This is a genomic window from Kitasatospora sp. LaBMicrA B282 (assembly GCF_050325825.1).
Lineage (GTDB): Bacteria > Actinomycetota > Actinomycetes > Streptomycetales > Streptomycetaceae > Kitasatospora.
Map to the genome: position 1 here is coordinate 1 of NZ_JBNQTI010000024.1, position 24,328 is coordinate 24,328.

7 protein-coding genes and 1 pseudogene are annotated in these 24,328 nt (G+C 75.0%); 1 reads left to right on the forward strand and 7 read right to left on the reverse strand.

What is annotated here, in order from left to right:
* The 7 genes and pseudogenes from ACQRUO_RS09690 to ACQRUO_RS09720 form a co-directional block, all read right to left on the reverse strand.
* A pseudogene (locus ACQRUO_RS09690) lies at positions 1-1,411 on the reverse strand (type I polyketide synthase); the annotation flags it as partial.
* 148 nt (positions 1,412-1,559) lie between these two features.
* On the reverse strand, positions 1,560-2,753 hold the full coding sequence (locus ACQRUO_RS09695; RefSeq protein ID WP_428315359.1) for a 4-hydroxybenzoate 3-monooxygenase: 1,194 nt from the start codon (positions 2,751-2,753) through the stop codon (positions 1,560-1,562).
* Entirely contained in the window at positions 2,750-5,095 is a 2,346-nt protein-coding gene (locus ACQRUO_RS09700) for a beta-glucosidase family protein (protein WP_428315360.1), read from the reverse strand. Before ACQRUO_RS09700 ends, ACQRUO_RS09695 begins: the two co-directional genes overlap by 4 nt.
* The gene (pabB, locus tag ACQRUO_RS09705; RefSeq protein WP_428315361.1) at positions 5,092-7,239 is read right to left on the reverse strand and encodes an aminodeoxychorismate synthase; all 2,148 of its coding nucleotides are present in this window, start codon (positions 7,237-7,239) and stop codon (positions 5,092-5,094) included. Before pabB ends, ACQRUO_RS09700 begins: the two co-directional genes overlap by 4 nt.
* Positions 7,236-8,894: an FAD-dependent oxidoreductase gene (locus ACQRUO_RS09710; protein ID WP_428315362.1), complete on the reverse strand. Its 1,659-nt coding sequence runs from the start codon at positions 8,892-8,894 to the stop codon at positions 7,236-7,238. Before ACQRUO_RS09710 ends, pabB begins: the two co-directional genes overlap by 4 nt.
* Entirely contained in the window at positions 8,891-10,240 is a 1,350-nt protein-coding gene (locus ACQRUO_RS09715) for a macrolide family glycosyltransferase (RefSeq protein WP_428315363.1), read from the reverse strand. Before ACQRUO_RS09715 ends, ACQRUO_RS09710 begins: the two co-directional genes overlap by 4 nt.
* Before the next feature lie 34 nt (positions 10,241-10,274).
* Positions 10,275-22,715 carry an SDR family NAD(P)-dependent oxidoreductase gene (locus ACQRUO_RS09720; protein WP_428315364.1) on the reverse strand — a complete coding sequence of 4,147 codons (12,441 nt, stop codon included), beginning with the start codon at positions 22,713-22,715 and terminating at the stop codon, positions 10,275-10,277.
* Positions 22,716-22,987: 272 nt separating this feature from the next.
* Between ACQRUO_RS09720 and ACQRUO_RS09725 the strand changes: the two genes are divergently transcribed.
* Positions 22,988-24,211: a cytochrome P450 family protein gene (locus ACQRUO_RS09725; protein ID WP_428315365.1), complete on the forward strand. Its 1,224-nt coding sequence runs from the start codon at positions 22,988-22,990 to the stop codon at positions 24,209-24,211.
* Positions 24,212-24,328: the final 117 nt, after the last annotated feature.

Consider the following 24,328-nt stretch of genomic DNA (forward strand, 5'->3'; position numbering starts at 1 on the left):
GACTGCGCGCCGACAGCGGCAGCGCCACCAGCGGCGCGGCCGCCCGTTCGGCGCGCGCCCCGGGCGGCCCCGCCTCCGGTGCCTGCTCCAGCACCAGGTGCGCGTTGGTCCCGCTGATCCCGAAGGAGGAGACCGCGGCCCGGCGCGGTCGCCCGGTGCTCGGCCAGGCGGTCCGCTCGGTCAGCAGCCGCACCGCGCCCGCCGACCAGTCGACCTGCTCGGTCGGCCGGTCCACGTGCAGGGTCCGGGGCAGCACGCCGTGCCGCAGCGCCTGCACCATCTTGATGACGCCCGCCGCGCCGGCCGCGGCCTGGGTGTGCCCGAGGTTGGACTTGACCGAGCCGAGCCAGAGCGGGGCCGCCGCGCCGCGCTCCGAGCCGTAGGTGGCGAGCAGTGCGTGGGCCTCGATCGGGTCGCCCAGGGTGGTGCCGGTGCCGTGCGCCTCGACGGCGTCGACCTCGGCCGCGGTCAGCCCGGCCTGGGCCAGCGCCTGGCGGATCACCCGCTGCTGGGCGGGGCCGTTGGGCACGGTGAGGCCGCTGCTCGCGCCGTCCTGGTTGACCGCCGAGCCGCGGATCACCGCCAGCACCGGGTGCCCGTTGGCCTGCGCGTCGGAGAGCCGCTCCAGCAACAGCAGGCCCGCCCCCTCGCCCCAGCCGGTGCCGTCGGCGGCGGCCGCGAACGGCTTGCAGCGGCCGTCGGCGGCCAGCCCGCGCTGCTGGCTGAAGTCGACGAAGAGGTCCAGGGTGGACATCACGGTGACGCCGCCGGCCAGCGCCAGGGTGCACTCGCCCTGGCGCAGCGCCTGGGCGGCCAGGTGGAGGGTGACCAGCGAGGAGGAGCAGGCGGTGTCCACGGTGACCGCCGGCCCCTCCAGGCCCAGGGTGTAGGAGATCCGGCCGGAGGCCACGCTGCCCGCGTTGCCACTGCCGGCGTACACCTCGACGCCCTCGGGCAGCACGGACAGGCGCGAGGCGTACTCGTGGTGCATGACGCCGACGTACACGCCGGTGCGGGTGCCGCGCAGCGTGACCGGGTCGATGCCGGCCCGTTCGACGGCCTCCCAGGCGGTCTCCAGCAGCAGCCGCTGCTGCGGGTCCATCGCCAGCGCCTCGCGCGGCGGGATGCCGAAGAAGGCCGCGTCGAACTCGCCCGCCCCCGCCAGGAAGCCGCCCTCGCGGACGTAGCTGGTGCCCTGGTGGTCCGGGTCCGGGTGGTAGGCGGCCGCGGTGTCCCAGCCACGGTCGGTGGGGAACGGGCCGACCGCGTCCCGGCCGTCGAGCACCAGCTGCCACAGCTCCTCGGGGGTGCGCACGCCCCCGGGGTAGCGGCAGCTCATCGCCACCACCGCGATCGGCTCGGCGGTCTCGGCCGCCTGCAACCGCTGCTTGGTCTGGTGCAGTTCGGCCGTCACCCAGCGGAGGTGGTCGAGCAGCTTCTCTTCGTCGGTCATGACGTCCGAACTCCAGTCGATCAAGGTCGTTCGAGGCTCAAGGTCGTTCGAGGCTCTGGGTCGTTCGAGGCTCTGGGTCCATCAGGGGAACGGCCGGCGGGCGGGCTCAGCGGCGGGCCAGGCCGGTGTACTGCTCGGCGAAGGCGGTGGCCTCGGCGGTGGAGGAGAGCAGCCGTTCGAACCGCGCGCCGCGCAGCCGGCGGTCGAAGGCGGACTCCTGCGGGGTGGGGTGCAGCAGGGCGGTCATCGCGGCGGAGAACTCCTGGCCCTGCCAGGCCCGGCGCAGCGCGGTGGCCGAGTAGCCGTCCAGCAGCTCGCGGCGGCCGTGCGCGTACCAGCCGTCCAGGGCCTCGGCGAGCAGCCGGGCGTCGGCGACGGCCAGGTTGAGGCCCTTGGCGGCGCTCGGCGGCACGATGTGGGCCGCGTCGCCGACCAGGAAGAGCCGGCGGTACTGCATGGGTTCGGCGACGAAGCTGCGCAGCGGCACCAGCACGCGCTCCAGGATCGGGCCGGTCGGCAGGGTGCCCGCGCCGCCGGTGAGCCGGCGGTCCAGCTCCTGCCGGATCTCCGCGTCGGTGCGGTGGTCGACGCCCTCGCCGGGCGGCACCGACAGGTAGAGCCGGCTGACGGTGGGCGACCGCATGCTCTGCAGCGCGAAGCCGCGGTCGCTGACGGCGTAGATCAGCTCGGGCGACAGCGGCGGGGCGGCGGCCAGCACGCCGAGCCAGGCCACCGGGTGGTCGAGCCGGTGGCCGGTCAGCTCGCCGGCCGGCACCGCGGGGCGGCTGACCCCGTGGAAGCCGTCGCAGCCGGCGACGAAGTCGCAGGCGATCTCGGTGAGCCGGCCGTCCAGGGTGCAGCGCACCAGGGCGCCGTCGGGCCGCAGTTCGGCGATCCGCACGTCCTCGACGCCGAAGTACAGGCTCTGCTCGGCGGTGTGCGCGGCCAGCAGGTCCTTCACCACCTCCTGCTGGCCGTACATCCACACCGAGGCGCCGCACAGTTCGGCGAACGGCATCCGGTGCGCGGAGCCGTCCGGCAGCCGCCACCGGAAGCCGTGGTGCTCCAGCCCCTCGCGGTCCAGCCGGGCGCCGACCCCGGCCGTCCGCAGGGTCTGCACGGTGCCCTGCTCCAGCAGGCCGGCGCGCACCCGCCGCGCCACGTGCTCCCGGGAGCGCCGTTCCAGGACCACCGACTCGATGCCGCTCAGCCGCAGCAGCCGGGCCAGCAGCAGGCCGGCCGGGCCGGCCCCGATGATGCAGACCGGGGTCCGGCGCGGCGCGGCGGCGGCCGTGCTCACGGCCGTACCTCGCCGGTGGCGGCCACCGTGACCGCCGCGGTCAGCCGCAGGTCGGCGGAGGAGGCGCCGACCTGCACGGTGCGGCGGCCCGGGCCGACCGTCCAGCTGCGGGTGCCCGCGTCCCAGTACTCGAAGCAGCGGGGCGGCAGCTCGACCCGGACCCGGGCGCTCTCGCCGGGCGCCAGGGTGGCCGTGGTGTAGCCGGCCAGCGCCCGCGGGGCCTGCTCGGCGCCGACCTCGGGGCTCGCGCCGAGGTAGACCTGGGCGATCTCCCGCCCGGCCCGCGCGCCGGTGTTGCGGACGGTGAACTCGACCCGCAGGCTCCGGCCGTCGGCGGTCAGCTCCAGGTCCCGGTAGCCGAAGTCGGTGTAGCTGAGGCCGTGGCCGAAGGGGTGGCGCGGCCGGTGGCCGGTCCGGTCGTGCCAGCGGTAGCCGACCAGGATCCCCTCGCGGTACTCCACCCGCCCGTCGGCGCCCGGGTAGCGCAGCGGGTCGCCGGCGACCGCGTGGTGGTCGGCGTCCGCGGGGAAGGACTGGGTGAGCTTGCCGCTCGGGTTGACGTCGCCGAACAGCAGCGCGGCGGTGGCCTCGGCGCCCATCTCGCCCGGGTACCAGACGTCGAGGACGCCGGCGACCAGGTCGTGCCAGGGCATCAGCACCGAGGAGCCGGTGTTGAGCACCACCACGGTGTTCGGGTTGGCCCTGGCCACCTCGGTGACCAGGGTGTCCTGCAGGCCGGGCAGGCCGAGCGCGGGGCGGTCGATCAGCTCGGCGAGCTCGTCGTAGACGAAGACCAGCGCGGCCTCGGCGCCGCGGGCCGCCTCGACGGCTGCCGCGATGTCCTCCTCGGCCTGCTGCGGGGTGACCCAGCCGAGGGTGAGGTGGACCGGGTTGGCCGGCATCGGCAGCGCCGAGAGCACCAGCTCGTAGGCGCCCGGCTCCAGGTCGACGGTCAGGCCGGCGGTGTCGCCGAAGGAGCTGCCGGCGAAGACCCGCGGGTGGCCCTCCAGGTCGATCGCCGCGTAGCCGCCCAGCGCGGTGACCGCGATCCGGTAGCGGCCGGGGGTCGCCACGGTCAGCACGCCCCGGTAGAAGTAGTCCGGCTCGGTGGACGGGCCGGCCGGCACCGCACCCTCGCGGAACGGCGGCTGCAGCGCGTCGGCCGGGATCGGGCGCCCGGCCGGGTCCTCGCCGACCCGGTAGGCGACCCGGTCGGCGCCCAGGCGCTCGCGCAGCACCTCCAGCGGCGTGCGGGAGCTCTCCGGCACCACCAGCGCGCTGCCCACCCCGGCGCTCTTCGGCACCTCGGCGGCGTGCCCGATCACCGCCAGCCCCCGGCCGGTCAGCCGCTGCTCGCTCAGCGGCAGCACGCCGCGCGGGTTGTGCAGCAGCACCGAGCCGGCCTGCGCCACCTCCAGGGCCAGCGCCCGGCCGCGCTCCGGGTCGCGCTCGACGGCCGGGCGCGCGGCGCCGTCCAGCCGGCCGAACCGGGCCAGTTGGCCGAGGATCCGGGCGACCGAGCGGTCCAGCACCTTCTCCTCGATCCGGCCCTCGGCGATCGCCCGGGCCAGCGGCTCGCCCAGGTGCTTGCCGTCGGGCATCTCCTGGTCGAGGCCGCGCTCGATCGCCGCGGTGTCGTGCACGGCGTCCCAGTCGGACATCACCCAGCCCTCGAAGCCCCACTCCTCGCGCAGCAGGGTGGTGAGCAGCGGCCGGTTCTGGCAGCTGAAGTCGCCGTTGACGCTGTTGGTGGCGCCCATCAGGGCGCCGGCCCCAGCGGCCACCACCGCGGCGAAGGCGGGCAGTTCGAGCTCCCGCAGGGTGCGCTCGTCGACCCGCACGTCGACGGCCATCCGGTTCTCCTCCTGGTTGTTCGCGGCGAAGTGCTTGGGCATCGCGATGACGCCCTGCGCCTGGATGCCGCGCACCACGGCGGTGCCGATCGCGGTGACCAGCAGCGGATCCTCGCCGTACAGCTCGAAGTTGCGCCCGCCGTAGGGCTGGCGGAGCACGTTGAGCATGGGACCGATGAGCACGTCCTGTCGCTTGGCGAGCGCCTCGTGGCCGAGGAACTCGCCGTAGCGGTAAGCGAGTTCGTCGTCGAAGGCGCAGGAGAGCGCGATCGGGGCGGGCAGCGCGGTGGTGGTCCTGCGCTTCATCCGCACCCCGGCGGGGCCGTCCGTCATCCGCACCGGCGGAATGCCCAGCCGCGGCACCCCGGGCAGGTAACCCGACTGGCCCAGCCGCTCCGGGTCGTCGCCGCCGTGCACGAAGGAGAGCTTCTCCTCCAGCGTCATCGCGGCGATCAGGGCCGTCACGTCGACGGGCGTCTGCGGGCTCATGCGAGGTCACTTCCGTTCGTGGCGGCGGGCAGGACGGCCTGGAGTTCGGGGGTGCGCAGCGCCCGGGCCGGCGCGTCGGCCTTGAGGAGCATCTCGTCGTACTCCTCGTCGGGGTCGGAGTCGAGCACGATCGCCCCACCGGCGCCCAGCTGCCAGCGGTCGCCGGTGCGGACCATGGTGCGGATGACGATGTTCAGGTCGGCGCTGCCGTTGCAGGCCAGGAAGCCGATCGAGCCGGCGTAGATGCCGCGGGCCCGCTGCTCCAGCGAGTCGATGATCTGCAGCGTGCGCAGCTTGGGCGCGCCGGTCATCGAACCGCCCGGGAAGCAGGCGCGCACGCAGTCGACGGTGTCGTGGCCCGCCTTCAGCGTGCCGCGGATGGTGGAGACCAGCTGGTGCACGGTGGCGTAGCTCTCCGCGGCCATCAGCACCGGCACCTCGACGCTGCCCAACTCACAGACCCGGCCGAGGTCGTTGCGCAGCAGGTCGACGATCATCAGGTTCTCGGCCCGGGTCTTGGGACTGGCGACCAGTTCGAGGCGGATCGCGGCGTCGGCGGCGGGTGTGTCGCCGCGCGGAGCGGTGCCCTTGATCGGCTTGGCCTCGGCCACCCGGTCGCGGGTGATCTTCAGGAAGCGCTCCGGCGAGGAGCATGCCACGGTGACCCCGTCCAGCCGCAGGTAGGCCGCGTAGGGGGCCGGGTTGATCCGGCGCAGCCGCCGGTAGGTGCTCCAACTCCCCTCGGTGGCGGGCACCTCGGCGACGTTGGTCAGGCAGATCTCGTAGCTCTCGCCCTGCCGCAGGTACTCCTGGCCGGCCCGCACCTCGGCCGTGTAGCGCTCGCGCTGCTTGGCCAGGAACGGCTCGACCGAGCCCGCGCCGACCGGCGCCGCGGCGGTGGTCGGGGCCCCGGCGGCCGGGGCGGGCAGTTCGGCCAGGGCGGCGGCGGTCTCCGCCAGCCACCGGTCGGCCGCTTTGCCAGTAGCCGGGTCGGCGGCCAGCGCCAGCAGGTACGTGCGGTCCCGCTCGTGGTCGACCGCCACGAAGCGGTCGGCGAACAGCCAGACGGCGTCCGGGGTTTCGGCGGTGTGCAGGTTCCGGGAGCCGCAGTCGGCCTTCAGCTCGTAGCCGAAGTAGCCGACGTAGCCGCCGGTGAAGTCGAAGGGCAGCGCCGGGGCGTCGACCACCCGGCGGGCCAACTCCCGCTTCAGGTAGTCGAAGACCGACTCGGCGTGGGTGGTCGGGCTGGCGCCGTCGACCATCACCACCTGCTCGCCGACCCGGTAACGCACCGTCTCGGCCAGCGGGCCGCTCGCGTCGCCGAGGAAGGAGAACCGGGACAGGCCCGGCTCGACCCGGGCGCTGTCCAGCCAGAAGGCCTGCGCCGCGCCGGCGTACAGCCGCTCGAAGGCGGCCTCGGTGTCCACCGCGCGGTCCAGTTCGCGCAGGTGCACGGTGTAGTGGACCCGGTCGGCCACCGGCTCGGCGGCGATCGGAGTCGGTTCCGGTCGGGTGCTGGGCCGGCCGGCGCGCTGCGGCGGGACCACGGGTCGGCCGCCGTGGGCGCGGGTCAGGTCGCGGAAGTTCGCCATCATCCGCAGCCCGAACTCGGTCTCGATCGACTCCGGGTGGAACTGCACGCCCCACCGTGGCAGCCGGCGGTGCCGCATCGCCATGATCACGCCGTCCTCGGCCCGGGCGGTGGCCACCAGCTCGGCCGGCAGCGGCTCGGCGACGCAGAGCGAGTGGTAGCGGACGGCACCGAACTCCCGCGGGATGCCGGCGAAGAACGCGTCGCCGTCGTGCGTCACCCGGGCCAGCCGGCCGTGCCGGGGCTCCGGCGCGGGCACCACGCTGCCGCCCGCGGAGATCGCCAGCCCCTGGTGCCCGAGGCAGACCCCGAGCACCGGCAGCTCGCACTGGTCCAGCGCCCGGGCCGAGAGCCCGAAGTCGCGGGCCCGGGCGGGGTGGCCGGGGCCGGGCGAGATCACGATGTTGTCGAACCGGTCCAGGTCGGGCAGCTGTGCCTCGTCATGGGTGACCACGACCGGCTCGGCGCCGTTCACCTGCCCGAGCAGGTGGAACAGGTTGTACGTGTAGGAGTCGTAGTTGTCTATCAGCAGGGTCCGCACGGTCTCACTCACTTCACGCTGGGAACCGGGGACCGGCCGCTGGGCGCCGCGGGGCGCCGGTCGAGCGGGTCGGACCGGTCGAGCCGATGGGGCTGGTCGAGCCGCTGGAACTGGTCGAGCCGATGCAGCTGGTCGAGGTGGTCGAGGCAGTCCTGCGGGCGGTCGACTGCGGTGAGCTGCGCGAGATGGCCGTCGGGGCGCACCAGGGCGAGCAGCGGATCCGGGCCGAGGCTGCGGCGCAGCCGCCCGCGTCCGGCCGCGCCGAGCGTGCCGAGGTCGTGGGTGGCGACCCGGTCCGCCAGGGTGCGGCGGGCGTGGTCGACGGTGCCGCGCCAGTCCGCCGGGCACCGCTCGCCCGGCCAGAGCAGGGCCAGGTGCTCCGCCTGGTCCAGCAGCGGTTCGGCCGGCTCCCGGCGGGTGGCGTGGCAGAGCGGCACCCGGTCGCCGACCGCCGGGCGGCGGCGCAGCGGCACCCGCCAGAGCGGCCCGTCGAGCGGGGCGTGGCTCAGCGCGAGCTGGCTCATCAGCGGCGCGGCCACCGCGCGCAGGAAGCCGGAGCGCTCGGCGGCGCTGATCGCCGCGTCCCGCTCGGCGGCGGCCTGCGGGCTCGGCGGTGCGGACAGCTCCATCTCGGTCCGGATCACGGCCCGGACCTGCTCGACCGCCTGCCGCCGCTCGGTGTCGTAGCCGTCCAGCAGGGCCTGGTCCCACCGCCCGCGGACCACGCCGGCCAGCTTCCAGCCCAGGTTCAACGCGTCCTGCAGGCCGAGGTTGAGGCCCTGGCCGCCGAGCGGCACCACGCTGTGCGCGGCGTCCCCGGCCAGCAGCACCCGACCGGCGCGGAACCGCTCGGCGACGCCCGGGCGCGGGTGGTAGGTGCGGGTCCACAGCGGTGCGCCCAGCCGGTACGGCAGGCTGGCCCGGTCCTCGACCATCGCCTGCCAGTCGGCGAGCGGGCGCGCCGACCAGTCCGCCTCGCCGGGCGGCACGATGGTGGCGAGGCGGCAGATCCCGTCGGGCAGGTGGACCAGCGGCAGCAGGCCGGTGGGCCCGTAGTGGTACTCCACCCCGGAGACCGCGGGCCCCTCGATCGGGAAGTCGCCGAGCGCGATGCCCACCGGGAACGGCAGCCCGGGGTAGCCGATGCCGAGCAGGCGGCGGGTCGCGCTGCCCGCGCCGTCGGCGCCGACCAGCCACTGCGGCGTCACCTCCTCGACCCGGCCGTCCCGGTGGCGCAGGGTGGCCCGGGGCAGCGGGCCGGTGTTGTCGAGGCCGATCAGCTCGGTGCCGCACTCGACCCGGCCGCCCAGCTCGGCGAGCCGGTCCCAGAGCAGGTCCTCCAGCTCGCGCTGGACGATGCCGAGGCCGAACGGGTAGGGCGTGTCCAGGCCGCCCAGCGGCACGGTGCCCAGCCGCCGGCCGCCGGCGAAGAAGCTGACGTCGTGCGCCGGCCGGCCGCGGGCCACCAGCTCGGCCGTGATGCCGGTCTTCTCCAGCAGCTCCAGCACCCGCGGCCAGATCATCACCGCGCGCGAGTGCGGGTCGCTCTCTGCCAGGGACGGCTTGCTGTCGACCAGCCGGACCGGCACCCCCTGCTGCACCAGGTCGCAGGCGAGCAGCGAGCCGACCGCTCCGCCGCCCACGATCAGGACCTCCGCCGTGCTCATCTCGCCACCTCTCGTCCCGCCCGGTCCCGGGCTGCCGTGTCGCGGGCCGCCGTGTCACGGGCCGTCAGCTCTCCGGCCGTCACCGCTCGGGCCGCCGTGTCACGCCCCGCCGCCTCTCGGGCCGGCCGTCCCGGGTGCCCGTGGATCCGTCCCGGGTGCCCCAGGTGCTCCTCGATCGCCTCGGCGGCCGCTGCGGCGCCGCCCGCGGCGCGCAGCTCGCGGCGCATCCGGGCCAGTCGGTCGGCGATCCGGGGATCCCGGCCGACCGTGCGCACCGCCGCCAGCAGGGCGGCGGGCGTGATCGCCGCCGGGTCGAGCCGTTGCCCCAGGGTCAACTCGACCACTCGGTCCGCGATCAGTTCCTGCTCGACCATCTGCGGCACCACCACCATCGGCGTGCCCAGCGCGAGCGCCTCCATGGTGCTGCCCATGCCGCCGTGCGAGACGAAGGCCGCCGCCTGGGCCAGCACCGACAGCTGCGGCACGCTCCGGTGCACCTCGACGTTGGCGGGCAGGGTGCCCAGGGACGCCGGGTCGGTCCGCGCCCCGATCGACATCACCACCGCGAACTCGCTGCCCTCGAAGGCCGCCAGGCAGCTGCGGTAGAACTCGGTCGCCCGGTTGAAGACGGTGCCCAGCGAGACCAGCACCACCGGGCGGTCGTCCGCCGGGCGCTGCCAGCTGCCCTGCGCCTCCCGGCCGCCCAGGCTGGGGCCGACGAAGCGGTAGTGCGGACCGAACGCGGCCTGCTCGGGCTGGAAGGAGCGCGGCAGGAAAGCCAGGTTGAGCTCCTCCTCGAAGTCCATGAACTCCGCGGCGGAGGTGCCCGCCAGCCCGACCTCGGCCAGGAACGCGCCCAGTCGCCGGTCGAATTGGGCACTGTTGGCGGCGTGCGCCGCGGACCGCCCGGTGCGCGCCAGCATCGCGTCCATCAGCGCGTAGCCGCGGCTGGAGGCGAGGCTGGGGAAGAACTGCACCGCCCGGCACCCCCAGCGGCGGGCCAGCGCGCGACCGGCGAACGGCACCGTGTTGTCGTAGACCACCAGGTCCGGTCGGCCGCCGGCGAACTGCCGCTCGGCCAGGGCGATCCGCTCCGCGCTGCCGTGCAGGAAGAACAGCGGCAGCGCGCTCGGGTCGTTGTCGGCGAACGCGCGCGGCGAGCCGCCGGCCGCGGCGGCCAGGTCGTAGCGGCACACCTCCGCGCCCAGCCGGCGCAGCGGCTCGGCGAACTCCCCGGTGGTGAAGTACGTGACCCGGTGGCCACGCGCGACCAGTTCCTCGACGATGCCGAGGGTCGGCGAGACGTGGCCGTGGGCGGCCACGCTGAAGAAAGCGATATGAGCCATCAGTTGTCCTCCGGGAGTCGGCCGGACCGGCCGGTCAGATCCCGATCTCCCCGTCGAGGATGTCGAACAGCTCCTCGTCGGTGACGTCGTCGTCGACATCGGGTTTCGTCGGGCTGCCGCCCAGCTGGGCCAGCAGCGCGCGCAGCCGCTGCTCGGCGTACCGGCCGGTCGCCGAGTCGGCGGCGGCCACGCGCAGGTGTGCCTCCAGTTCGTCGAGCCCGCGGATCACCGGCTGCGCCGGCACGTCGGGCGCCTCGCCGAGCCCCTCGTCGAGGTGCCCGGCCAGGGCCGCGGGGGTGGGGAAGTCGAAGACCAGGGTGGGCGAGAGGCGTAGGCCGGTCTCGGCACCGAGTCGGTTGCGCAGCTCGATCGCCGCGAGCGAGTCCAGGCCCAGTTCGCGGAAGGACCGTTCGCCGGACACCTGCTCGCCGCCGCGGTGCCCCAGCACGGCGGCCGTGGCGGCGAGCACCAGGTCGGTGAGCAGCCGGCGGCGGTGCGCCGGGTCGGCGCCGGCGAGACGCTGCAGGAGCGGGGGGCCGTCGGCCGGGGGCTGCGGCTGTGCCGAACGGTCCGGGCTGGCGGCCGGCGCGGCCGGGTGAGTCGGCTCGGTCGGGTGAGTCGGCGCGGTCGGGTGAGTCGGGGTCGGTGCCGACTGCCGGACGGCCACCAGGGTGGCTGCGCCCGGCGCGTCCAGCGCGCGGTCGAGCAGGGCCAGCGCCTCCTCGTTGGACATCGGCACGGTGCCCTGGCGGGCCATCCGGGCCAGCGCCGCCGCCCCGACCCGGCCTACCATGCCCCGCTGCTCGGCCCACGGCCCCCACTGCAGCGCCAGGGCCGGCCGGCCGAGCGTGCGGCGGTACTCCGCGAAGGCGTCCAGGAAGCCGTTGGCCGCCGCGTAGTTGGCCTGCGCGGGGCTGCCGTGCACACCGGCCGCCGAGGAGAAGAGCACGAAGGCCGCCAGGTCCGCCCCGGCGGTCGCCTCGTGCAGGGCGAGCACCCCGGCGGCCTTCACCCGCAGGACGCGGGCGAACTGCTCCCGGTCGAGCGAGGTGAGAGGTGCGTCGTCCACCAGGCCCGCGGTGTGGAAGACCGCCGTCAGCGGCCGGTCCGGGCCGAGCCCCGCCACCAGCGCCACCAGCGCCGCGCGGTCGGTGACATCGCAGGCCGCCAGGGTGACCCGGGCACCGAGCGCCCGAAGCCGCTCGGCGATCGGGGCGTGCCGCGGGTCGTCGGCACCTCGGCTGAGCAGCACCAGATCGCGTGCGTTGTGGTGCCGGACCAAGTGCTCGGCCAGCACTGCACCGAGCCCGCCGGTCCCGCCGGTGATCAGCACCACGCCGGCGCCCAGCGGCGAACCCGCGGAGGGGCGGGCGGCGGCGGGGAGCGGTGGGGTGGGGGCGGGCTCCGCGGGGAGAGCCAGGACGGGGTCGGCCGGGAGGACAGGAGCGGGCTCCGCCGGGATGCCCGGAGTGGCCTCGGCTGGGAGAGCGGGGGCGAGCTCCCCCGGGACCGCGGGAGCAGCCTCCGCCGGCACCAGGTGCGGGGTCAGCAGCCGCCCCTCGTGCACCACGACCTCGCGCGCCGCCAGTGGCAGCGCCGCGGCGAGCGCGGCCGGCGATGCCGCGTGGTCGTCGTCCAGCTCGACCACCTGGATCCGGCCCGGGTGCTCGGACTGCGCGGTGCGCAGCATCGCCCGGACTGCGCCCGCCGTGGTGCCCGGCGTCGCGGGCACCACCAGGGTGAGCCGGGCGGTGGGATACAGCTCGCCGCCGATCCACTCCCGCAGCAGGCTCGCCACCCGCCAGACGGCGTCGAGCGCGTGCTCGACCGGCTCCTCGGTGCCGGGGCCCGTCCCCGATCCGCCGTCGTCCGCCTGGGGGGTGGGCGCCACCACATCGCCGCCCGCCCAGGGCCCGTCGTCCAGGTCCAGCAGTTGGACCACCGCCGCGGGCGGCTGCGCCGCGCCGAGCACGGCGGCCAGGTCGCGGTGCCGCTCGACCACCAGCCCGGCGGCGGCCAGCGGCGCGGCCAACGCGGGCCCGGCGGCGCCGAGCAGGGCGACGGGGCCGTCCAGCGGCACGGTCGCGGGGTCCGCCGGGGCCAGGGCCGGCGCGAGCAGCGCCGCTCGGGGGTCGGCCGGGCCCCCCAGCTCCGCCGGGCGCACCTGGCGCAGGGTCAGCGACTCCACCACCGCGACGGTCGCGCCGGTCGGGTCCGAGACGTGCAGGGCCAGTTCGTCGGGCCCGGTCCGGTGCAGCCGTACCCGAACCGTGGCGGCACCGGGCCGGTGGACGGTGACGCCCTGCCAGACGAAGGGCAGCCGGCCTGCGGTGTCCGAGGAGCCGGGCGAGTCGACGAAACCGGTGTGCAGGGCTGCGTCGAAGAGGGCCGGGTGGAAGCGGAAACGTTCCGGCTCCTGCGCTGCGGCCGCCTCCGCCGCCGGTGGGAAGGCCACCTCGGCGAAGACCTCGTCACCGCGCCGCCAGGCGGCCCGCAGGCCCTGGAAGGCCGGGCCGTAGGCGAATCCCATGCCCGCGGCCCGCTGGTACACGGCTGCGGGGTCCACCGGCTCGGCGCCCGCCGGCGGCCAGCTCGCCACTGCGGCGGGCGGCTCGGGCCGCTCCGCGCCGAGGATCCCGGCGGCGTGCGCGGTCCAGTCATCCGCCGTACCCGCCACACCGGCCGGGCGCCCGAAGACGGTCACCGTGCGCCGCCCGTCCTCGTCCGCCGGCCGGACCACGACCTGGAGGTCCACCGCCGCCTCGGCGGCCACCCGCAGCGGCGCCAGCACGGTGAGCTCCGCCAGCCTCGGGCTGCCCGCCTCCTGCCCTGCGTGCAGCGCCATGTCGACGAACCCGGTGCCGGGCAGGATCACGGTGCCGTTCACCACGTGGTCAGCCAGCCAGGGGTGGGTGCGCACCGAGAGCCGCGCGCTGAACAGCAGTTCGTCGGCGTCGGCGCGGCGGATCGCCGTCCCGATCAGCGGGTGGGCGTCCGGGGCCTGGGGCAGACCGGCCGGGCGGGGCCGCGGCCAGTGGCGGTCCGGGCGGAACGGGTAGCCGGGCAGGCCCGCGGCGACCGGGCCGGGGCCGAAGCAGGCGGCCCAGTCGACCTCGATGCCCCAGCAGAACAGGTCACCGAGCGCGGCAGCGAGGGTGCGCGGCTCGTCGCGGTCGCGGCGGAGCAGCGCAGTCGCGGCGATGTCGTCCAGGCCGCCCTTGGCCAGGGCGGTGAGCACCGCGTCCGGACCGAGCTCGACGAAGCAGCTGACGCCGAACTCCTGCGCGGCGCGCAGGCCGTCGTGGAAGCGGACGGCCTGCCGGACGTGACGCACCCAGTAGTCGGGCTGCGTCAACTCCTCCGCGAGCTCGCCGGTGACGTTGGAGACCACCGGGATGCTGGGCTCGTGGAACGTCAACTCCGCGATGGCCGAGCGGAACTCGGCGAGCATCGGGTCCATCAACGGCGAGTGGAACGCGTGGCTGACCGAGAGCCGCTTCACCCGGTGACCCGCCGCACGAGCCTGCTGCTCGACCTCCTCGACCGCCGCCTCACCGCCCGACAGCACCACCGACCGCGGCCCGTTCACCGCCGCCAGACCCACCGCACCGGCGTGCCCGGCCAGCAGCGCCTCCGCCTCCTCCGGCGAAGCCGCCACCGCCAGCATCGCCCCACCCGCCGGCAACGCATCCATCAACCGACCCCGCGCCACCACCAACCGCGCCGCATCCACCAACGAGAACACCCCCGCGACATGCGCCGCCGCAACCTCACCGATCGAGTGACCCAGCAACACATCCGGCCGCACACCCCACGACTCGAGCAACCGGAACTGCGCCACCTCCAAAGCAAACAACCCCGCCTGCGCCCACACCGTCCGGTCGAGAAGTTCCGCCTCCTCGCCGAACACCACCCCACGCACGGACCCACCCAAGTGCCGGTCCAACTCCACACACACCACATCGAAAGCATCCCTGAACACCGGGAACACCTCGTACAACCCCCGCCCCATCCCCACCCGCTGCGACCCCTGCCCCGTGAACAGGAACCCCAGCTTCCCCGGCTTCCCACCCTGACGACCAGTCACATCGACCAGACCAGCGAGAAGTTCCTCCCGACTCGCCGCAGTCACGACCGCCCGGTGGGCGAAGTGCGTGACCCGCCCCGCCAGGCTCCGGGCCACCGCCGCCGGAGTGAGGTCGGCCCGTTCCGCCAGGTGTGTGCGCAAGCGGTCGGCCCGCGCCCGCAGGGCGGCCTCGTTCCGCGCCGAGAGCAGCACGGGCACCACGGGCAGCGCAGGCAGCACGGGCAACACCGCCGCCCCCTCGCCGCCCACCCCCGCGACCGCCGGATCAGGCGCCTCCTCCAGGATCACGTGCGCATTGGTCCCGCTGATCCCAAACGACGACACCCCCGCCCGCCGCGGCACCCCACCCGCCGGCCACGGCCGCTCCTCCGTCAGCAACCCCACCGCCCCCGCCGACCAGTCGACGTGCGGCGACGGCGCATCCACGTGCAGCGTCCGCGGCAACACACCGTGCCGCAACGCCGACACCATCTTGATCACACCCGCCACACCCGCAGCCGCCTGCGTATGCCCCAGATTCGACTTCACCGACCCCAACCACAACGGCCGACCAGCCTCCCGCCCCTGCCCGTACGTCGCCAACAACGCCTGCGCCTCGATCGGATCCCCCAACGCCGTCCCCGTCCCGTGCGCCTCCACCACGTCGATCTGACCAGCCGTCAACTCAGCCTGTGCCAACGCCGCCCGGATCACCCGCTGCTGCGCCGGCCCGTTCGGCGCCGACAACCCGTTCGACGCCCCGTCCTGATTCACCGCCGACCCCCGCACCACCGCCAACACCTCATGACCCCACCGCCGCGCCTCCGACAACCGCTCCACCAACAACAACCCCACCCCCTCCCCCCACCCCGTACCGTCAGCACCCGCCGCGAACGCCCGACACCGCCCGTCCCCCGACAACCCCCGCTGCCGCGCGAAGTCCACGAAGGCGTTCGGAGTCGACATCACGGTCACCCCGCCGACCACGGCCAGCGTGCACTCGCCGCGGCGCAGCGACTCCGCGGCCAGGTGCAGCGCCACCAGCGACGAGGAACACGCCGTGTCCAGCGTCAGCGCCGGCCCCTCGAACCCGTAGAAGTACGACAACCGCCCGGACGCGACGCTCAGCGCGCCGCCGGTGCCGAGGTGGCCCTCCAGGTTCTCCGCGGACTGCGCGACCAGCGCGGTGTAGTCCTGGCCGTTCGACCCGACGAAGACGCCGGTCCGGCTGCCGCGCAGCTCGCCGGGCAGCAGGCCGGCGGACTCGAAGAGCTCCCAGGAGGTCTCCAGCAGCAGCCGCTGCTGTGGATCCATCGCCAACGCCTCCCGCGGCGAGATCCCGAAGAACTCCGCGTCGAACTCCCCCACCCCGGCCAGGAACGCGCCGCCGGAGGTGTAGGTGGTGCCGGGCACGCCGGGGTCGGCGTCGAACAGGTTCGCCAGGTCCCAGCCGCGGTCGGCCGGGAACGGCCCCACCGCGTCCACCCCGTCCGCCACCAGCCGCCACAGCTCGTCCGCCGACCGCACCCCACCCGGGAAGCGGCAGGCCATCCCGACGATCACCACCGGATCGGCCGCGTCCACCGGTGCGGCACCCTCCGTGGCGGGGGTCGGGGCCGCTGCCGCACCGAACAGCTCCTGCTGCAGGAAGTCCGCCAGCACCGTCGGGCTCGGGTAGTCGAAGGCCAGTGAGGCGGGCAGCCGCAGCCCCGAGGCGGCGGCCAGCCGGTTGCGCAGTTCGACCGAGGCGAGCGAGTCGAAGCCCAGCGCGCGGAACGGCTTCTGCGGGTCGATGTCCGCGCCGGACCGGTGCATCAGCAGCTCGGCGGCCTGACCACGGACCAACTCCAGCAGCGCGGCCCGCTGTTCGGCCGCCGGGCGGCCGGCCAGCCGCAGCGCCGGGCCGGTCGGCTCGGCGGCGGCCGAGGGCCTGAGCAGGGCGCGCAGCAGCGGGCGCCGGGCCGCTGCTGCGTGGGCCTGCGCATAGCGCTCCCAGTCGATGTCGGCGGCCAGCACGGCCGCCGCGCCGTGCCGCAGCGCGGCGTCGAGCGCCCGCAGGGCGACCGGCGCCCGCATCGGGCGGAAGCCGGTGCGCCGCAGCCGCTCGCGCACCACCGGGTCGCCGGCGGCCATCCCCGCGCCGTCCCAGGCACCCCAGGCCACCGCGGTGGCCGGCAGCCCGGCGCGGCGGCGCTGCTCGGCGAGCGCGTCCAGGGCCGCGTTGGCCATCGCGTAGTTCGCCTGGCCCGCGGCGCCGACCACACCGGCCAGCGAGGAGAAGAGCACGAAGGCGGTCAGCGGCAGGTCGCGGGTCAGCCGGTCCAGGTGGCGGGCGCCGTCGGTCTTGGCGGCGAGCACCCGGTGCAACCGCTCGGCGGTCTGGGTGCCGAGCACGCCGTCGTCCAGTACCCCGGCGGTGTGCACCACGGCGGTCAGCGGAAGTTCGGACGGGATCCCGGCGAGCAGCCCGGCGACCGCCCGCTCGTCGCCGACGTCGCAGGCCGCGACGGTCACCCGGGCGCCGAGGCCTTCCAGCTCGGCGGTCAACTCCGCCGCGCCCGGGGCCTGCGGGCCGCGCCGGCTGGTGAGCAGCAGGTGGTGGGCGCCGCGCTCGGCCAGCCACCGGGCCACCTGGGCGCCCAGCGCCCCGGTGCCGCCGGTGATCAGGACGGTTCCGGTCGGGGTCCACGGCTGCGGACCGTCCGGCGCTGCGTCCGGCGCGGTCTGCGGCGCTGTGGCCTCCGCGAGGTCGGTGACCCGGACCAGGCGGCGGGCGTAGGCCCCGGCGGGGCGCAGGGCGACCTCGTCCTCGCCCGGACGGCCGTCCGGCACGGCAGCGCCGGCCAGCAGGGCGGCCAGGGTCCGGGCACCGGCCTGGTCCAGCCGCTCGGGCAGGTCCACCAGCCCGCCCCAGCCGGCGGCCGCCTCCAGGGCGGCCACCCGGCCGAGTCCCCAGAGCTGCGCCTGCTCGGTGCTGACCGGTTCCTCGTCGCCGACCGCGACCGCGCCGCGGGTGGCCAGCCAGACCGGGGGTGCGTCCGCCAGGTCGCCCAGGGCCTGGAGCAGTACCAGGGCCGTGACCGGCACCGCCGCACCGCGCAGCAGCGCGAGCACACCGGTCGGCGGCTCCGCGGCGCTGTCCGACGCCGCAGCCAGACTCGCGGCGAGGCGCGCCGCCAGGGTGGCGCGGTCGGCTGCGCCGCCCGTGACCGCCAGGTGCGCGGCCCGGTCGCCGAGCGCGGCGCGGCAGTCCGCGGTGAGTGCGTCCTCGATGTCGGTGACCAGCAGCCAGGTGCCGAGCTCCGCCGGCTCGGGCAGCGCGGCGAGCGGCTCCCAGGCGATCCGGTAGAGCAGGTCCGCGGCCGGGGTCGGGCTCGCGGCGGCTCCCTTCATCGGCGTCGCCGGCCAGTAGCGCGCACGCTGGAACGGGTAGCCGGGCAGCGTGACCCGGCGGGCGCCGGTGCCTGCGTACCAGGCCGACCAGTCGACCTCGGTGCCCCAGCGGAACAGGTCGCCGAGGGCGGCGGCGAGGGTGTGCTGCTCCTCGCGGTCGCGGCGCAGCAGGGACACCGCTCGCGAGCCCTCGCAGGCCTCCCCGGCCAGCGCGGTGAGCACCGCGTCCGGACCGAGTTCCACGAAGTGGCCGACGCCGAACTCCTGCGCGGCGCGCAGGCCGTCGTGGAAGCGGACGGCCTGCCGGACGTGGCGCACCCAGTAGTCGGGTCGGGTCAGCTGCTGGGCGAGCTCGCCGGTGACGTTGGAGATCACTGGGAGCTCTGGTTGATTGAACGTCAATTCTGCGACCACAGCGTGGAATTCGCTGAGCATCGGTTCCATCAGTGGCGAGTGGAAGGCGTGGCTGACCGACAGGCGCTTGACCCGGTGACCTGCTTCACGAGCCTGCTGCTCGATCTCCTCGACGGCATGTGCAGCACCGGACAGGACCACCGAGCGGGGGCCGTTCACCGCCGCCAGACCCACCGAACCGGTCCGCCCGACCAGCAGCCCGTCGGCTTCCTCGACAGTGGCCGCCACCGCGAGCATCGCGCCACCCGCCGGCAGCGCGTCCATCAAGCGCCCACGCGCCGCCACCAACCGCGCCGCATCCACCAACGAGAACACCCCCGCGACATGCGCTGCGGCGACCTCACCGATCGAGTGACCCAGCAACACATCCGGCCGCACACCCCAGGACTCCAACAGCCGGAACTGCGCCACCTCCAAGGCAAACAGCCCCGCCTGCGCCCACACCGTCCGATCCAGCAACGCCGCATCCTCGCCGAACACCACCCCACGCACAGACCCACCCAAGTACCGGTCCAACTCCACACACACCACATCGAAGGCATCCCTGAACACCGGAAACGCCTCGTACAACCCCCGCCCCATCCCCACCCGCTGCGACCCCTGCCCCGTGAACAGGAACGCCGTCCGTGTACCAGGGACCACCCCGCTACCGGCCACGGTCCCCGAGCCGAGGTCGGTGAGCCCGCGCAGCAGCTCCGCCCGGTCGCTCGCGCCGATCGCGGCCCGGTGCTCCAGGGCCGAGCGCCCGGTGGCGAGGGTGAACGCGACGTCCGCCGGGGCGAGTTCGGGGCGCTCGGCCAGGAAGTCGTGCAAGGCGGTGGCCTGAGCCCGCACGGCGGCCGGTGTGCGAGCCGAGAGCAGGACGGGCAGCAACGCCAAAGGCCTCTCCGCGACCAGCTCCGCGACCACGGGATCGGGCGCTTCCTCCAGGATCACGTGCGCATTGGTCCCGCTGATCCCAAACGACGACACCCCCGCCCGCCGCGGCACCCCACCCGCCGACCACGCCCGCTCCTCCGTCAGCAACGCCACCGCCCCCGCCGACCAGTCGACGTGCGGCGACGGCGCATCCACGTGCAGCGTCCGCGGCAACACACCGTGCCGCAACGCCGACACCATCTTGATCACACCCGCCACACCCGCCGCCGCCTGCGTATGCCCCAGATTCGACTTCACCGACCCCAACCACAACGGCCGACCAGCCTCCCGACCCTGCCCGTACGTCGCCAACAACGCCTGCGCCTCGATCGGATCCCCCAACGCCGTCCCCGTCCCATGCGCCTCCACCACATCCACCTCGGCCGCCGACAACCCCGCACCCGCCAACGCCGCCCGGATCACCCGCTGCTGCGCCGGACCGTTCGGCGCCGACAACCCGTTCGACGCCCCGTCCTGATTCACCGCCGACCCCCGCACCACCGCCAACACCTCATGCCCCCACCGCCGCGCCTCCGACAACCGCTCCACCAACAACAACCCCACCCCCTCCCCCCACCCCGTACCGTCAGCACCCGCCGCGAACGCCCGACACCGCCCGTCCCCCGACAACCCCCGCTGCCGCGAGAAGTCCACGAACGAGGTGGGCGTGGCCATCACCGCGACGCCACCCGCCAGCGCCAGCGAGCACTCACCGCGCCGCAGCGACTCCACCGCCAGGTGCAGCGCCACCAACGACGAGGAACACGCCGTGTCCACCGTCAGCGCCGGCCCCTCGAACCCGTAGAAGTACGACAACCGCCCGGACAGCACGCTGCCGGCCAGGCCGGTGCTGAGGTAGCCCTCGACCCCCGGCTCCTCGGTGAGGCGCAGTGCGTAGTCGTGGTACATCTGGCCGGCGAAGACGCCGGTGCGGGTGCCGCGCAGGGTGGCCGGGTCGATACCGGCGGACTCGAAGAGCTCCCAGGAGGTCTCCAGCAGCAGCCGCTGCTGCGGATCCATCGCCAACGCCTCCCGCGGCGAGATCCCGAAGAACTCCGCGTCGAACTCCCCCACCCCGTCCAGGAATCCGCCCTGGGTGGCGTAGCTGGTGCCGGCCAGGTCGGGGTCGGCGTCGAAGAGGTTGGCCAGGTCCCAGCCGCGGTCGGCCGGGAACGGCCCCACCGCGTCCACCCCGTCCGCCACCAGCCGCCACAGCTCGTCCGCCGACCGCACCCCACCCGGGTAACGGCAGGCCATCCCGACGATCACCACCGGATCGTCGTCGGTCCGGACCGCGGCCTGTTCGGGCCCGGCCGGCCGGTCGCCGTCGACGCGGTCGAAGAGCAGGTCCCGGACGCAGGCCGCCACGGCCGCCGGGGTCGGGTGGTCGAAGGCGAGCGAGGCCGGCAGCGGCAGTCCGGTCGCGCGCTGCACCAGGGTGCGCAGGCGCACGGCGGCCACCGAGTCGAAGCCGAGCGCGCGGAAGGAGCGGCGCGGGTCGAGCGGCTCGGTGTCCGCGCGGCCCCGGACCTCGGCGCAGGCCGCGGCGACCAGGGCCAGCAGACGCCGTTCGCGCTCGCGGTCGGGCAGGTCGCGCAGCTCGTGCCGTAGCCGGTCGGCCTGCGCGGGGTCGGGCACCCCGGTGCCGCCTGGCGTCAGGGCGGGCGCGTCGGCGTCCAGCACCCGTACGGCGGGGGCGGCTTCGAGCAGCGCCGCGTCCAGCGCGTCGCAGAGCGCGCGGGCCGGGAAGTCCGGCGCGGCGCCGAGCGAGACGGCGGTCCGCCCAGCCGCGCGCGCCGCGTGGGCCAGCGCGTCGAAGGGGGCCGGGTCGGTGGCGAGCAGCACGAGGGCCTGGCCGTCGACCACGGCGGCGGGCAACGGTTCGCCGGCGACGGGCTCGCGGAGTTCGACGGTCACCTCGGCGCAGCCGTGTGCGGCGGCGAGGTGGGCGGCGAGTGCCTCGGCGACCGTGGCGCAGCCGGGTTGGGCGCGCAGCAGGACGGCGGTGGCGTGCAGCGGGCTGCGGTCGTCGGGCGGGAGGGTCGCGGGCAGCGGGACCGCAGCAGCGTCGACCTCGGAGGCGTCGGCGGCGACGACGGCAACGGCGCGCAGTCGGCCGTGATGGGTGCCGGTGGTGGCCAGCAGCCGGGAGCCGGCGGTGCCGACCTGTCGCCGGATGATCTTGCCGGAGGCGGTCCGCGGGATCCGGTCGGTGCGGTGCAGCTCGGCCGGCACCTTGAAGTGGGCCAGCCGCTCGCGCAGCCGGGTCACCAGCTCGGCGACCGGCAGCGGCCGCCCGGGCTTCGGCACCAGGTAGGCGACCGGCACCTCGCCGAGGGTGTCGTGCGGGCGGCCCAGCACGGCGGCGTCGGCGACGGCGGGGTGCTCGCGCAGCACGTCCTCGATCTCGGCGGGGTGCATGTTCTCGCCGCCGCGGATGATCAGTTCCTTCAGCCGGCCGGTGATGGTCAGGAAGCCGTCGGCGTCCTGGCGGCCGAGGTCGCCGGTCCGGTACCAGGAATCGCGGAAGGCCTCGGCGGTCCGCTCCGGCGCGCGGTGGTAGCCGGTCATCAGGCTGGGGCTGTCGACCCAGATCTCGCCCTCGGCATCGGCCGGCAGCTCGCGGCCGGTGGCCGGGTCGGTGATCCGGACCGTGACGCCGGGTACCGGGCGACCGCAGGAACCCGGCACCCGGGGGCCGTCCGGCCGGTTGCAGGTGATCACCCCGGTGGTCTCGGTGCTGCCGTAGCTGTCGACGAGTTCGACGCCGAACGCCGCCTGGAAGCGCGCGCCGAGCGCGGCGCCGGTGACCGCGCCGGCCACCAGGAAGGCCCGCAGGCCGCGCAGGTCCAACTGGTCCGCGGCCAGGTCGAGCAGGAAGTGGCACATCGTCGGCACGGCGGCCACCACCGTGTGGGTGCCGCCGCGCAGTTCCTCGACCACCCGGTCGGGCGCCAGGTCGGGGACGATCCGGACGGCGGCGCCGGCGGTCAGCACGCCGAGGACGCAGAGGTTGAACGCGAAGCTGTGGTGCAGCGGCAGCGGCCAGAGCAGCCGGTCGGCGGGGCCGAGGTCGAGCACGGCGGCGTAGCCGTTGGCGGCCGACCACATGCCGGCGTACTGGGTGGAGACCACGCCCTTGGGCGCAGCGGTGGTGCCGGAGGTGTAGAGCATCCAGGCCGGCTCGTCGAGCCCCAGACCGTCCCGCGCGGCCATTCCCGGTTCGCTGCCGGACAATCTCCGGTAAGCGTGTACCGAATGGCTTTCGGTCACCGTTTCCGGGGCGTCCGCGAGAATGACGAAGTGGCGCCCGGCGGGCAGTTCGCCGAGTTCCGCCAACCGCTCGAAGTGCGCCTTTTCGACAATCACCAGCGCGGCTTCGGAGTCGTCGATCACAAAGGCTAGCTCGGGACCGCTCGAATATGGACTGAGCGGTACTCCGACGAGTTCCGCCCGGGTCACGGCCAGACAGGTCTCGACCATTTCGACCCGATTGCCGAGGCAGACCACGGCACGACTGCCGGGGGCGATGCCGAGCTCCGCGAAGTGGCCCGCCAGCCGGGCCGTGGACCGCGCCAGCTCCCCGTAACCGACGGATCGTCGCTGGTCGGCGTAGGCCGGCGCGTCGGGCCGCTGCCCGGCGTGCAGCCGCAGCGTGTCCGCGACCGTCCGGACCGGAACCATGGAACCCCGCAACCCCGTGCCCCCGCTCGAGTAACAACGCCGATACACCCGGTGACTCCGGGGACGCGACCCGAGGAATGGCCTCGTGAGCAGATCCCCCGGGCCGGCGGCGCGTGCAGCCGACGATCTGTCAACGGTGATCACGATAGGCCCGGAAACTCGAAGATCAATGGTGTCCGAACCGGCGGACGGGCCCACCGCTTGCCGGGCCGGGGCATTATGACGGAGACTCGGAAGATCTTCAGCCTCCGCTGCCGACCGAGGAGTTCCGCGTGTCCCTGCCCATGATGGACGAGGAGTTCTTGACCAATCCCTATCCGGCCTACCGGGCGCTGCAGGAGCAGGGGCCGGTGCACCGGATGCTGCTGCCCAGCGGGCTCCGGGTCTGGGCCGTGGTCGGCTACGAGGAGTCCCGGAGCGCGCTCTCCCACCCGTCGCTCTCCAAGGACATCGACGCCTCCGTGCAGCTCGGCTACTTCGACCGGGAGATGTCGACGGGCGGCACCCCGCGGCTGGAGCACGGCTCGGTCGGCCGGCACATGCTCAACATGGACCCGCCGGACCACACCCGGCTGCGCAAGCTGGTGAACAAAGCGCTCACCGCGCGCAGCGTGAAGAAGCTGGAGCCGGTCATCGAGGCGATCAGCACCGAGCTGCTGGACGCCGCCGAGCAGCGGGCCGCCGCCGAGGGCGGGGTGGTCGACCTGGTCGAGGAGTACACCGCCCAGTTCCCGGTCCGGGTGCTGGGCCACCTGCTCGGCATCGGCCCGGAGCACTTCCCGGTGCTTGTCTCGCTGACCGCCGCGATCATGTCCGACGACAACGAGAACGCCGGCGCCAACATGGCCGAGTTCGGCCGGCACCTCGGGGAGCTGATCGGGCGCAAGCGCGCGGAGCCGGCCGACGACCTGGTCAGCGCGCTGATCCAGGCCCGGGACGAGGAGGAGCGGCTCTCCGACGTCGAACTGGTCTCCACCCTCTTCCTGATGGTGGTGGCCGGCTACGAGACCACGGTCAACATGATCGGCCACGCACTGCGCGCGCTCTTCAACCACCCCGAGCAGCTGGCGGCGCTGCGCCGGGACCCGGGCCTGATCGCCGCCGCCAACGAGGAGTTCCTGCGCTACGAGGGCCCTGGCAACCGCGCCACCCTGCGGTTCGCCACCGAACCGTTCGAGCTGGGCGGGGTGCAGGTCGGCACCGGCGAGTACGTCTCGGTGCTGCTGGGCGCGGCGAACCGGGACGGCGCGCAGTTCGGCTGCCCGCACGCGCTCGACGTGACCCGCTCCACCGCCGGGCACCTCGGCTTCGGCCACGGCATCCACTACTGCGTGGGCGCCCCGCTGGCCCGCCTGGAGATGGAGGTGGCGCTGCGCCACCTGCTCGGCCGCTTCCCGGACCTGGAACTCGCGGTGCCGGACGCCGACCTGCGGTGGCGCCGGAGCTTCATGATGCAGGGCCTGGAACGCCTGCCGGTCCGCCTGCACAAGGGCTGACCCACGGGGGCGGGTCCGTGGGATCGCGCCGGACGGTCGCCGCCGGGGTGCGCACCTCGACCACGCCCGCTGATCCACGCGATCCGAACAACCCGCCCCGAACCCGTCGGCCCCCGG